This is a genomic window from Bradyrhizobium sp. UFLA05-89, from assembly GCF_059803475.1.
On record NZ_JBANBA010000033.1, the window covers coordinates 50,652 to 63,115 of the forward strand.

Annotated in this window: 11 protein-coding genes and 2 pseudogenes; 9 read left to right on the forward strand and 4 right to left on the reverse strand. The window is 61.4% G+C overall.

The features are described from left to right. Window positions 1-494: 494 nt before the first annotated feature. A complete protein-coding gene (locus tag SO139_RS19140) occupies window positions 495-1,295 on the reverse strand; it encodes a DUF3108 domain-containing protein (RefSeq protein ID WP_474799626.1) in 801 nt (266 codons plus the stop codon). A gap of 558 nt (window positions 1,296-1,853) precedes the next feature. Between SO139_RS19140 and rpmB the strand changes: the two genes are divergently transcribed. The 7 genes and pseudogenes from rpmB to ftsZ all read left to right on the forward strand — a co-directional run. Beyond that, the gene (rpmB, locus tag SO139_RS19145; RefSeq protein WP_449383517.1) at window positions 1,854-2,162 is read left to right on the forward strand and encodes a 50S ribosomal protein L28; all 309 of its coding nucleotides are present in this window, start codon (window positions 1,854-1,856) and stop codon (window positions 2,160-2,162) included. A 294-nt stretch (window positions 2,163-2,456) separates the two neighbouring features. After that, the gene (locus SO139_RS19150) at window positions 2,457-3,578 is read left to right on the forward strand and encodes a DUF4297 domain-containing protein (protein WP_498540360.1); all 1,122 of its coding nucleotides are present in this window, start codon (window positions 2,457-2,459) and stop codon (window positions 3,576-3,578) included. A gap of 2 nt (window positions 3,579-3,580) precedes the next feature. Beyond that, window positions 3,581-4,627 carry a hypothetical protein gene (locus tag SO139_RS19155; protein ID WP_498540361.1) on the forward strand — a complete coding sequence of 349 codons (1,047 nt, stop codon included), beginning with the start codon at window positions 3,581-3,583 and terminating at the stop codon, window positions 4,625-4,627. An 87-nt stretch (window positions 4,628-4,714) separates the two neighbouring features. Continuing rightward, complete coding sequence (locus SO139_RS19160; RefSeq protein WP_449383512.1) at window positions 4,715-5,281, forward strand: hypothetical protein; 567 nt, start codon at window positions 4,715-4,717, stop codon at window positions 5,279-5,281. A gap of 86 nt (window positions 5,282-5,367) precedes the next feature. Beyond that, window positions 5,368-5,603: pseudogene (locus tag SO139_RS19165) on the forward strand (phospholipase effector Tle1 domain-containing protein); the annotation flags it as partial. A gap of 204 nt (window positions 5,604-5,807) precedes the next feature. After that, the gene (locus SO139_RS19170) at window positions 5,808-6,230 is read left to right on the forward strand and encodes a hypothetical protein (RefSeq protein ID WP_449383511.1); all 423 of its coding nucleotides are present in this window, start codon (window positions 5,808-5,810) and stop codon (window positions 6,228-6,230) included. Window positions 6,231-6,281: 51 nt separating this feature from the next. Continuing rightward, window positions 6,282-7,232: pseudogene (gene ftsZ / locus SO139_RS19175) on the forward strand (cell division protein FtsZ); the annotation flags it as partial. A 649-nt stretch (window positions 7,233-7,881) separates the two neighbouring features. Here the strand turns inward: ftsZ and SO139_RS19180 are convergent. Continuing rightward, window positions 7,882-8,427, reverse strand: a complete 546-nt coding sequence (locus SO139_RS19180; protein ID WP_474803652.1) for a nucleotide exchange factor GrpE — start codon at window positions 8,425-8,427, stop codon at window positions 7,882-7,884. Between the two features lie 265 nt (window positions 8,428-8,692). On the opposite strand from SO139_RS19180, the gene SO139_RS19185 reads away from it, so the two are divergent. Together SO139_RS19185 and SO139_RS19190 are read left to right on the forward strand one after the other, a co-directional pair. Further along, complete coding sequence (locus SO139_RS19185) at window positions 8,693-10,048, forward strand: T6SS phospholipase effector Tle1-like catalytic domain-containing protein (protein ID WP_449383509.1); 1,356 nt, start codon at window positions 8,693-8,695, stop codon at window positions 10,046-10,048. Between the two features lie 294 nt (window positions 10,049-10,342). Next, a complete protein-coding gene (locus SO139_RS19190; RefSeq protein WP_449383508.1) occupies window positions 10,343-10,591 on the forward strand; it encodes a PilZ domain-containing protein in 249 nt (82 codons plus the stop codon). Between the two features lie 45 nt (window positions 10,592-10,636). On the opposite strand, the gene SO139_RS19195 is transcribed toward SO139_RS19190, so the two are convergent. Together SO139_RS19195 and SO139_RS19200 are read right to left on the reverse strand one after the other, a co-directional pair. Continuing rightward, window positions 10,637-11,053 (reverse strand): hypothetical protein, encoded by a 417-nt coding sequence (locus SO139_RS19195; protein ID WP_449383507.1) that lies wholly within the window; start codon window positions 11,051-11,053, stop codon window positions 10,637-10,639. Window positions 11,054-11,249: 196 nt separating this feature from the next. After that, the gene (locus SO139_RS19200) at window positions 11,250-12,362 is read right to left on the reverse strand and encodes an NADH:flavin oxidoreductase/NADH oxidase (RefSeq protein WP_449383506.1); all 1,113 of its coding nucleotides are present in this window, start codon (window positions 12,360-12,362) and stop codon (window positions 11,250-11,252) included. Window positions 12,363-12,464 lie beyond the last annotated feature (102 nt).

Genomic DNA, 12,464 nt, shown 5'->3' on the forward strand with positions numbered 1-12,464 from the left:
CCTCGGTTCAACTACAGGCGCCTCGGAGTACTGGATCGCCCGGTCAAGCCGGGCGATGACGACGGAGAGAGTGGCGACAATGCTGGCCTCCCCCGCAACTGTCTCATTTTGCAACGCTTTCTCGCCTGCATTTAAACTTCGGAACGACTCCGGAACGAATCGCGGCCGAATCGCTGACTCCCCTCTGCTTCCGGATTCGTTCACGCAACATCTCGCGCCAGGTCGTTTTCCGGCGCACTAGATGGAGTTTTGGTCGTCGGCACAAGCGGCGTTTTCGGAGCGAGTTCCTTAATGTTGGGGACGGGGTGGAGTCGAATCAGAATCGACTGAGAGTCAAATGGATTCCGTTGCCCAACCCTCATCCTGTCAGGGTGAGGGTCGACGCGGGTGCGCCTCGCCCATTTTCGCGAAAACAAGCCCATGCACAGTAGGGATAGACAAGCAGAGCCGCGCTCCCCGCCATCTGTAGTGGGTCGGCATCGCCAAACGACGCCTCACTGCGTCTTCGCAACCTTCGGCGGCTGGGGGACGGTGATGAAGCTGGTGGCCTCTAACATGGCAGGTCCGAGCGGGGTCGGGATCTTCACCCAGAACGGCACCAGGATGCGGGTGCCCGCAACCGGCGCAAACGCGATCTCGATGTTGCGCTGGGCCGCGAGGTATTTGATGACCGGGCGATCCGGGATGTAGCCGGCGACGGGCACGAAATAGAGCGCGCAAACCACGACCGGGCCGCGATAGCCCTTCTCCGCCTTCACGCTCTCCATGCGCTTGAAATCGAGCTTGAGGTCGTAGCGCATGCGGCCGTCGAACACGGGGGCGCCGGTGTGGCAGGCCTCCGGCGACACTGGCTCGCCGGTGCCGGGCACGCGCAAGAGCGAAGCCGTCATCGGATCCCAGACGCCGCGGCGATGCGCCTCGGTGACGACGATGCGGTCAGGGTCGACCGGCGGCTCCGGCGCGATGCCGAACTCCTTCACATTGCCCTTGTCGAGGACGATGTGGATGTCCTCGGTCTTCTTCGAGGTGGTGGTGGAGGCCTGGTAGCCGGTCGCAACCAGCGCGCCGTTGACGACGCGGCCCTGCGAGGCGCCGGTGCCGGACCCGCCGGTGAAGGATTTCAGGATGCCGACGGTGCCGCCGGACGCGGCGGCCGAGAACACGTCCTCCTGGATGTCGATGGTCCAGGCGCCGCGGCCGACCGGAATGCCCGAGAGCGTCGCCTCATACTGCGCCTCGAGCCGCCCTTGCGCGGAAGCCGGCGCCATATCCCAGCCGAGGCCGCAAACGGCCATCAGGGCCAGCCAGCCGTGGGCACGCGGCCGGGGCGAGAAAGACAGAGGCATGATCACGTTCAGTTGCAATCCGATGATACCGCTAGTGTTTGTACTTAAGCCAAAACCGGCGGCAAACAATGTCAGGGGCGAGCAATCAGAGCCCGGCCGCTTGGAACCAGCCTCTCTTTCCGCCCCGATTACGCCCTTTATGTGATGGTAAGGCGTTTCAATCATTGCCGTTTTCGTGAGTGGGGACGCGCGTACTCGATCACCGCACGCGCCCCTTGTTCCGCCGCTCCCTGCCCCTTGCTCCGCTGTCATGCCCCGGCTCGACCGGGGCATCCAGTACGCCGCGGCCCCTCAGTTGAATCACTACCGCCTCTGGAATACTGGATCGCCCGGCCAAGCCGGGCGATGACAGCGGTGGTTGGGCTGAAATCTCGGCCAAATCCTTGACTACCCGCCCCTTCCCCCCTATACGTCCGCCCGCTCCCTGCAAGGACAGAGAATTTGCACCCCCGTGGCGCCCCGAATGGCCGCCGCAAATCGCTGGGGGAACGGATAAGGATTTTTGACATGTCTCGCCGCTGCGAACTGACGGCCAAGGGCCCCCTCACCGGCCACAAGGTCAGCCACTCCAACATCAAGACCAAGCGCCGCTTCCTGCCGAACCTCGTCAACGTGACGTTCATCAGCGAAGCCCTCGAGCGCAACGTGCGCCTGCGCGTCTCCACCAATGCGCTCAAGAGCGTCGACCACAATGGCGGCCTCGATGCCTACCTCATCAAGGCTAACGCCGACGCCCTGTCGCCGCGCGCGCTGGAATTGAAGCGCCAGATCCAGAAGAAGGTCGGCGGCGCTGCGCCCGAGAAGAAGGCGAGCTAAGAATTCTTAAGAGCTGGGCCGGGGGCACGCGTAAGCGTCGCGTGGCGTAGCTTTAAGAGCGTTGAGTTTGAAGTGACGGCCGGGTCGAAAGATCCGGCCGTTTTTGTTTTTGCGGCCCCAGTTTTTGCGCTGCAACTAGATGCCTCCGTTGCGTCGTGGCCTCGGCGAAAACCTCGCGCTCACTTCAACTTTTTAACGATGCGATCGGCAGGCCGGATATGCTCGTCGTAGTTGTCATCCGAGGTGTACCCATTAGAGTGTCCTGAATCGCTTTTCTAAGTACGAGGATCTTTTTTGTCATTTGCAGACAGGCTCGTTGCGGAGCCGCAACGGGAAAAGTCGGGTGAGACGGGCGCTCAGCGCTACGACTATCAGGCTCTGTGGGGGCTTACGTTGGTTTTCGCCCATCACGGCACGAGTTCCGATTACGCGATCTCGTTCGAATTTCACGACGACATCGTCCTGCTCAACAGTTCTTCGGCCCCCTCACAAGCCTCCTTCTATCAAGTGAAAACAAAGTCAAAGGGCCATTGGACCCTGACAGAACTCACAAGTCGGAAAAAAAGGAAGAACGATCCAAACAACGGCCTGTTGCCGTCTCACGCGGGAAAGCTCTATTCCAACTACGACATCTTCCCGAGCGAAACGAACAAACTCGCGTTCGTCTCCAACGTGCCTTGTCAATTCTTTGATGCAGCGGCCACAGAGTGCTGCATGTCGGATGCAGAACCCAAAATGCTCTCCGACTTAACTGCGAAACTGCAAGCAGAGTATCCCACAGCTTCGGCAACTATCGTGGATGAGCTCTTTCGTTTCGTCAGGGCCGATTTGAGTCTTCAGGACAGTTCAGCGCATATCAAGGGCAAACTTATCGAATTCGTTCACGATCAACTTGGGCCAGTAGAGTTCAATCCTGATAGTGTTTACAAAACTATAGTCGAGGAATGCCGCCTGCGCTCGAAATACACCGTATCGATACGTGACTTTGATGAGTTGATTAGTCGGAAGTCCATTACAAAGAGTCAGGTAGACGGCTGGCTAAAGGCGATTGAACTTGCGCACAGCATGCCTTCCTGGAACGAAATTGTAATCCATCTTGATGTTGGCGACGTATTGACTGTTGCAGAGCTGGCTCGCGAATGGAAGCGATACCGAGCGGTAGTCCTCGACTCGAGTGACCTCGCGGTCAACATGCTGCGCGACAAAATCCGGGTCGAGATCGATGCATGTTCGACCCTCGGCCTTCCCCTGCAGCAACTCGTGACCACTATCTACCCCTCGGTGGAGCCATTCGCGATGACGACCCTTGCACTGTTCAAGCCGGCTCGACTTAAAGTGATGATTATGTACGAGGTGTTCACACATGACCCGTCAGGAACGCTTCAAACGACTAATCCGCAGCCTGCGAACGCGTAGCTATGAAAAGCTTGCGGTTTCAAAAACTGTATCTGTGCTCCGAACTCGAAAAGTCGGCGAGGATCGCGACGTTCGATCCGAACACGACAGTAGTTCTCGGCGAGAATGACACGGGCAAGTCATGCCTGATTAAGTCGATCTATGCGGCTTTTGGAGCTGACGCCTATAAAGTTAGCCCGAGCTGGCAATCGCTCAAAGTCGACCTGCTGCTAGATTTTACAGTCAACGAAGACGCTTATCGCATACTTAGAACAGGGAGCTTCTTCGGACTCTTTGATCGCAAGGGGCAAATGATCTGGGAGGCATCCGGAGTTACGGGCGGAGTTGCCCCTCGTCTTGCCGAACTTCTCGATTTTAGGTTGACATTACAGGACCGAAACGGCGACCAAGTAGTCCCTCCGCCTGCATATTGCTTTCTTCCCTTTTATATCGATCAAGACATCGGATGGCTAAAGACGTGGAGTTCGTTCGCACGGCTGCAAATGTTTGAAGGCTATAAGCATGATGTCTCTTATTTCCACGCAGGCTTACTGCCGAATGAATACTACGTTGCTAAAGGATCGAAGTTAGAAGCGGAAAGATCAAAGGACGAATTCAAGGTAGAGAAACGCGCGCTAGACCGTGCGACGAAACGATTGAGAAACCGGGAACGCAAAAGCGTACGGTTTGACCTTGATCCGGCATCGTTTGGCGAACAAATAACTGCGCTACTGCGAGAATGCGAGGAACTACAACGCCAGCAAGATGCCGTTCAGCGCATTTTGGTCGATTTGAGCTCTAAGCGCGTAGTGCTCCTAGAGCAGAAAGAGTTGGCAGCAAATGCCTTAGTTGAGTTAGACGCAGACTACGAGTTCCTTCGCGATTCATCCGAGCCCGAGATCGTTTGTCCGACCTGCGGGACGATTCATACGAATGACTTTTCGAATAAGTTTGGTCTCGTTTCAGACGCGGAGTCGTGCCGCAGCCTCTTGATGGAGGTTCAGCACGAAATTAATGCAATCGACGAGCAAATCGCGGTGCAGCGCGGCAAGTTCGGAACATTCGCCTGAGAGATACAGCGCATAAATTCCCTTCTGGACGAGCAGCGCGGCGAACTGAAACTTCGCGACTTAATCGCAGACGAGAGCGAGCGTCTGGTGGACGCCGCGCTCGCTGAAGAGCATCGAGATTTAGACACTAAGATTGGTCAGCTCGATGCGAGGTCCGATGAGGCGTCACTAACCATGAAATCTTACGAGCGTCGGAAATTCCAACAGCCGATAAAGGACCGCTATTTTTCTTACATGAAGGGCTTCGTCACCCGACTAAAGGTGCCCAACCTGCCTGAGAAGAACTACAAGAGAATTGACTGCTCAATTAGCGAAACTGGCAGCGATTTGCCCCGGGCTTTGCTCGCCTATTATTTGGCGTTCCTTCATACGATGCGAGCCACCACTGAATCGGCACCATGTCCGCTGGTGATCGACACGCCAGTACAACAAGATCAAGATCCCGAGAATGCCGCCCGCATGATCGAAGCATGCCTTAAAGAGGCCCCTGGGGGCACGCAGATTATCCTCGGGACAGTCGGCCTACACGGAGTAGAATACCAAGGCCATACGATAAGAACAGAGGACAAATACCGGCTGCTAAGCAAGAACGACTACGAGGCTGTCGCTCTGCATATGAAGCCATATTTTGCGCAGATGCTCAAACGCAAGTAGCTCGATGCGGCGCCCTTCGATGATTTGAAAGGGATACCCTGAGGCAGGCAGGAGACGCTTCGATGGAGCGAAGCCAAAACGAAACTATGCACGAAGCCAAGAACAAGCACGCGACCGCGCCCAGGAACGAATCCAAGAACATCGTCATCTAGTGCGACGGGACGGGCAACGAGACTTCTGAGAATATCTCCAATGTGCTGGCGCTCAATCGCTGCCTGCGCAAGACCGACAGGACGCGGCCGCTAGTGTCCTATGCCGCCGGGGTCAGCCCGTCACGGAGCCCACGACGTGGCACCGGCGGAAGGCCAACATCAATCCGGTGACGGTGCCCGCCCCCGCGTTAACCGTCCATTAACCAACGCAGCCTAGCCTGCAGTGATCGTCCAGCCATCATCAGCCTGAAATGCCTTCCCGGTTCGCTCCAGGAGAAGAGCCGATGTCCGTTGAGTTGTTGACGTATGCCGAGCTTAGTGCCCGCCTCGAAATCTCGCGCGAGGCTGCTCGGTCGCTTGCCAGGCGACGCGCCTTGCCGCGCTCGCGTTCGGATGACGGCAAGACCCGGGTCGGCGTCGATTTCTCCGAGCTGCGCTACAGGCCCCGGCCGCGAATTGGCCGCCAGGCGGACCCCATCGCCGCCTCCATGGCAAAGATCGACGCATTCAGGAGCGAGGCATTCAAGGCGGAGATCGCGCGGCTCGAAGCACAGGCGGCCGTCTACAAGGCGGATTTCGAACGCGAGCGCGAGCGCGCCGATCGCCTGGCGGTCGAGCTGCTGCAGGCGGCGGCGGAGACGAGCGCAGCCAACGAGTGGGCGGCACGATTGGAAGACGAAGTGGCGACTTTGCGGACCGGCCGCCGAACCGGCGGCTCAATCGCCGGCCAGGCCGCGCTGCGATTGGGTCGTCTGGCCGCCTCCATCGTGGAATCAGACCGCGCGGCTTGCAGGTAGCACGCGAAAATCTCTCCATCCCCAGCCTGCCGGAGCAACCGCGAGGAAAGAATGACTGGCATCAACGATCTTCACGAGATGAGGGCGCGCATTGTCGTGTTTGGGGTCGGCGGCGCCGGCGGCAATGCCGTCAACAACATGATCACGGCCGGGCTGCAGGGGGTCGAGTTCGTCGTCGCCAACACCGACGCGCAGGCGCTTGCCATGTCGAAGGCCAAGCGACTCGTCCAGCTCGGCACCCATGTCACCCAAGGCCTCGGCGCCGGCTCGCAGCCTGAACTCGGACGCGCCGCCGCCGAAGAGACCATCGATGCGATCCGCGAGCAACTGGCCGGCGCACACATGGTGTTCGTCACGGCCGGCATGGGCGGCGGGACCGGCACCGGGGCGGCACCCGTGGTCGCCAAGATCGCGCGCGAGCTCGGCATTCTCACGATCGGCGTGGTCACCAAGCCATTCTACTTCGAGGGCCAGCGCCGCATGCGCTTTGCCGAAGCTGGCATCGAGGAACTGCTGAAGTTCGTCGACACCCTCTTGATCATCCCGAACCAGAACCTGTTTCGCGTGGCCAGCGAGAAGACCACATTCGCCGATGCCTTCGCCCTTGCCGACCAGGTGCTTTATTCGGGCGTGGCCTGCATCAGCGACCTCATCGTCAAGGAAGGCCTGATCAATCTCGATTTCGCCGACGTTCTCTCCGTCATGCGCGAGAAGGGCAAGGCCATGATGGGACGGGGCGAGGCTTCCGGTCCGAAGCGCGTGCTCGCCGCCGCGGTGGCCGCAATCTCCAATCCGTTGATCGAGAACCCGTCGATCAAGCGCGCCAGCGGCCTCATCATCTCCATCACCGGCGGCAGGGATCTCATGCTGTTCGAGGTCGACGAAGCCGCCACCCGCATTCGCGACGAGGCCGATCCGGACGCCAACATCATCGTCGGCGCGTCCTTTGACGAAAGCCTCGAAGGCATCGTCCGCGTCTCGGTGGTGGCGACCGGGATCGATAATCTCGACCCGGCGCAGGAGTCCCAGCCGGCGGAAAGCTCACTCACCCAGCTCGCCGGCCGCTTACGCAACGACAGCCGCCGCATCGCCGATCGCATCGAGCGCAGCGCGACCCTGCCGCAATCGGAGAGCCCCCCGCTGCAGCCGGCGGCCCGCCCACCCCTGGGGCAACCGCCAAGGCCGAATCCGGACCATGCGCGCCAGGCGGCGCCCCGGCCGGTCGATCCCTACGGCCGCCCTTCGCCGCGCAATGCGAGCGACGACGGCGTGCTCGATATCCCGGCCTTCCTGCGCCGCAGCGCCAACTGAGCGGGTGGCAAGGGCCGGGGTTGCTCGCCTCCAATGCTGGAGATGGGCCGCTGCTACGCGACTCCGGAGCGCGATGGCGAGCTGCTCGTAAGAGCCTAGCTGCAGCAACAACCTCCGCCGTCGTCCCGGCGAACGCCGGGACCCATACCCACAGGGAGTAGTTTGGCGAAGACTCGTGGTTGGCAACTTCGCGCCATAACCGCTCCCTGGGGTTATGGGTCCTGGCTTTCGCCAGGACGACAGCTTTGTTGTGGCAGGAGCAAACGCTCCTATGGAGTCGGCGAACTCCGACCGTCAGATCTGCAGACGAGCTTCTTGAGGCGCGCGGCGCGCAAATCCTTCACGCTGCCGTGCTGCGCGGGTCTTCCGCCGTTTCCTTCTTCTCCGGCTCCTTGTCGCGAGACAGCCAGGCCGGAAAACGAAGCAGGCGATCGTTACTGTCCTTTGGGAGCTCGATGGACGCCTCGATGGCCGAGCTCGGGATGTCCAGTGCAGCGTGTCCGGCCCGCACCGCATCCGCGCGCTGATCCAGTCCGCGGAGCAGCGGATCGAGCACGCTGTCGATTTCGGTCGCCACCGACAATAGGAGACTGTTGAGCTCGCGCGCCTCGGGCACGACTGCCGCAGCCGGCTCGATCGCCTTGCACAGACTATCGACGACAGGCGCAAACGCGCCGGCAGCGTGTTTGATTCGCGTTTTTATCGATTCGAGTTCGGCCAGGACGCGATCGCGCTCCCGCCTCTTTTTCTCGTCCGAAAGGCGGGCTTCGAGTTCGGCGATGTGAGCCGTCAGGGTCTCGGCTTCGGATGCAAGCGCATCGCGTCTTCCGCGCACGCGATCGAGATCGCGGCTGAGATTGTCCACTAAGTCGTCCTTTCCGAACATTGGGTTACTCCGTAGCACAGCCGTTTTGGTCTGTAAGACGGCCTTGGCGCGAACCGCCAGCCTCGCCACCGACCGGATGACCGGATCGGCCGAAACAGGCATCAACTTCGGTCGCGTCACATGGGCTGACATGTTTGGGCCGACATCGTGATCCCCCAATCGTCCACATTAGGCGACCGCATGGTTAACAAGCGGTTAATTTCAACAGCCTGACACGGCAATCGGTTATACTCGCCCCGGTAGCATCACCGGAGGGGACGCTTCGATGGAGCACGAAGCCGAAACGAAGCACGAAACCAAGCACGAACACACGATCGTACCCAGGAACGAACCGAAGAACGAACCGAAGAACATCGTCATCTGCTGCGACGGCACCGGCAACGAGATCAGCGAGAACATCTCCAATGTGCTCAAGCTCTATCGCTGCCTGCGCAAGACCGACAAAACGCGGCCGCGGCAGCTGGTGTTCTATGATCCCGGCGTCGGCACGGTCACGGAGCCTTCGACCTGGAACCGCTGGAAGGCCGACATCAAGCTGGTGCTGGGGCTCGCCACCGGCTATGGGCTCGATGACAACGTGCTCGCGGCCTATTGCTTCCTGGTCGAGCACTACGCGCCGGGCGACCAGATCTATTTGTTCGGCTTCTCGCGCGGCGCCTATACCGTGCGGGTGCTGGCGGGGCTGATCCACAAGGTGGGGCTGATCTCGCCGGAGCAGGCGAATCTCGCAGGCTCGGGGTTGATTGCCTACAAGCAATATTCCGGCACCGGGCGCGGCAACGATCTCTCCGCTCTCACGGATGCGGGCGCCGACGAGGACGGGCCGCTGCCCTCCGATCGCTTCGATCTCGCCGCGCAGTTCGCGCGCATCACCTCCTCGCGCTGGCCGACGATCCGCTTCATCGGCGTGTGGGACACGGTCGCCAGCGTGATCGTGCCGCGGCCGGACCGGCTGTACTGGCCGAGCCTGGAGGAGCTGGCGTTCACGCTGCAGAACCCGAGCGTGAAGATCTTTCGCCAGGCGATCGCGATCGACGAGCGGCGCTGCATGTTCCGCCTGAAGCAGTGGATGGAGCCGCAAGCCTTCTGGAGCAACCGCTTCGTCCCCGATGAAAAGAAGGAGCCGCAGGACATTCTGCAGGTGTACTTCGCCGGCGTGCATTGCGACGTCGGCGGCGGCTATGCCGAAACCGGCAGCGCGCTGTCGAAATATCCGCTGCTGTGGATGATCGACGAGGCGAGCAAGGCGGGGCTGCATTTCAACCCGCGCACGGTGAACCAGCTCGCCTGGGGCATTCAGCGCAAGAACAGCCCGTTCACCTACGTCGCGCCCGATGTGAAGGGCGAGATGCACAATTCGATGACGGCGGCCTGGCGCGTGCTCGAATACATCCCGAAGAGCGCGAAGTACAAGGAATGGCCGGAGCGCCAGGTCCATTTCGGCTTCTACATCCCCGACTGCGAGCCGCGCCTGATCCCCGAAGGCGCGCATGTGCATGAGAGCGTGGTGCAGCGGATGGCTGACGTGCCGGAGTACAGGCCGGTGAATCTGCCGAAGGATTTTGTCACCGTGCCGATGCCGGTCGGCCCGCACGCGCCGACGACGGTGGAGGCAGCGTGAGGGGTGGGGTGAGTGGCGATGTGAGGTGAGGCGGGAGCGCGCCACACACTCCACTGTCATCGCCCGATTTAATCGGGCGATCCAGTATTCCAGAGGCGGTAACGAATACGGAAAGGCCGCGGCATACTGGATGCCCCGGTCGAGCCGGGGCATGACGGCGGGAATGATGGTTACTGCTTCCTTAATCGCATCGAAGAATCGCTAAAATGCTTGCTCAACAGTTAGCGTGATGGTGCGACACCCCATGCCATTCCTTCCCGCAAGGACGCATTTCGCGTAAGGAGGACAAGCGACATGCAGCATCCGCGACGATTTACACGCGTCAAGCCGAGCGGGCTGGTGTCGCGACAGGCCAAGATCATCACGGACCCGAAGGCGCCGGTGATCAACTGCACGCTGATCGACTATTCGCCGGGCGGCGCCTGCGTCGATCTCGGCGGCCAGGTCAAAGTCCCCGACCGCTTCGAGCTGCTCCACGTCAACACGAAGAAGCGCTGCCGCGTCGCGTGGAAGCGCGGGACGAAGATTGGCGTGGTGTTTTAAGGGGGCGATACGACCGAGCGGCGATAGCCACACAAACGTACCCGCTCAAGACTTGTCCTTCCGCCACCGTGCCTTTGCGCCCGCGACGATCTGCATGGCGACGCCGGCGATCCAGCCGATGAAGACGAGATACGTCCACGCGATGTGCGGCTCCTCGCGCAGCACGATGACGGCAACGGAGGCGAAGGCGGTCACGCTGGCGCAGAGGGTGCCGGCCGAGCTCAGGAATTCCGCGGCGTCGATTTGCTCATGCGCCTGGTCGAAGGGAAGCTGCGGCGTGTCGATGCCGAGATAGAAGCCGACGGCACCCAGCAACATCATCAGCACCAGAAAGCCCTGCGTGGTCAGCATCGGGATCGCCGACCCGACATAGGCGCCGACGAACAGGCCGCACGCCGCCCCCGCCAGCGCCAGCCCGCAACGCTCGAGCAGGTGGGCAGACTTCCGGACACCATAGCGCATGGCAGGCCTCGCGGGGTTTTGTGATCGCGAGGTTAGGCTAATTTCGGGAGTGGCGGAAGGTTGGTAGAGTCACGGAGGGGTGATGCGGGGTGGCGGTGATGCGACGGCAGCGCAGCTGATTCCCTCGTCGTCCTGGCGCAAGCCGGGACGACATCATTATTGTGGTCGCGACATCGCGCGCAACGACCAGTAAGCCTCACCGCGCCCCGAACGTCGTCTTGCCGAACAGCGCCTTCTGTGTCGAGGGCTGCGAGCGCCAGTATTGCGGCGGGGCGTCGACGACACCGCCGAGCTCGGCGGCGGCGTGCCAGCCCCAGCGCGGATCGTAGAGCATCGCCCGCGCCAGCGCGACCATGTCGGCCTTCCCGGAAGCGACGATCTCCTCGGCATGCCTAGCTTCGGTGATCAGGCCGACCGCGATCGTCGTCACGTCGGTCTCGCGCTTGATGGCCTCCGCGAACGGCACCTGGTAGCCGGGGCCGAGTGGAATCTTCTGCAGCGGCGACACGCCGCCGGAGGAGGCGTCGACCCAGTCGATGCCGTGCTTTTTCAGCTCGCGCACGAATTCGATGGTCTGCGGCAGATCCCAGCCGCCCTCGACCCAGTCGGTCGAGGACACGCGCATGCCGATCGGCTTGTCATGCGGGAACACCGCGCGCACGGCGTCGAACACCTCGAGCGGAAAGCGCATGCGGTTTTGCAAGGACCCGCCATACTCGTCGGTGCGGTGGTTGGAGATCGGCGAGAGGAACTGGTGCATGAGATAGCCGTGCGCGCCGTGCAGCTCGATCGCGTCGATGCCGAGGCGCTCCGCGCGGCGCGCGCAGTCGACGAAGGCGTCGCGGATGCGGACCATGCCAGCGCGGTCGAGCGCGGTTGGGGCGGCCTCGCCCTCCTTGTTCGGCAGCGCACTTGGGGCGACCGTCTGCCAGCCGCCCCGCTCCGCTGCGATCAACTGCCCGCCGTCCCAGGGACGCGCGGAAGAGCCCTTGCGGCCGGCATGCGCAAGCTGCATCGCGACCGCCGCGGTGGAATGCTTGCGCACCGAGGCGATGATCTGCTTCAGCGCCGCCTCGCAGGCATCGCTGTAGAGCCCGAGGCACCCCGGCGTGATACGCCCGATCGCCTCGACATGCGTCGCCTCGATGCAGAACACGGATGCGCCCGACAGCGCCAGCGAGTTGACGTGGGTGAAGTGCCAGTCGGTGGCGACGCCGTCCTCGGCCGAATACTGGCACATCGGCGACACCATGACGCGGTTCTTCAGTTTCAGACCGCGCAGCTCGATCGGGGAAAACAGGGCGCTCATGCGGGAGGTTCCGGCGGATAGAGGGCGATGAGGGAAGTGTAGTGGGCGCGAGGTGGAATGCTAGCCGCGCTGCGGGCATGGCGGTTAGCGGCGGGCTGCATT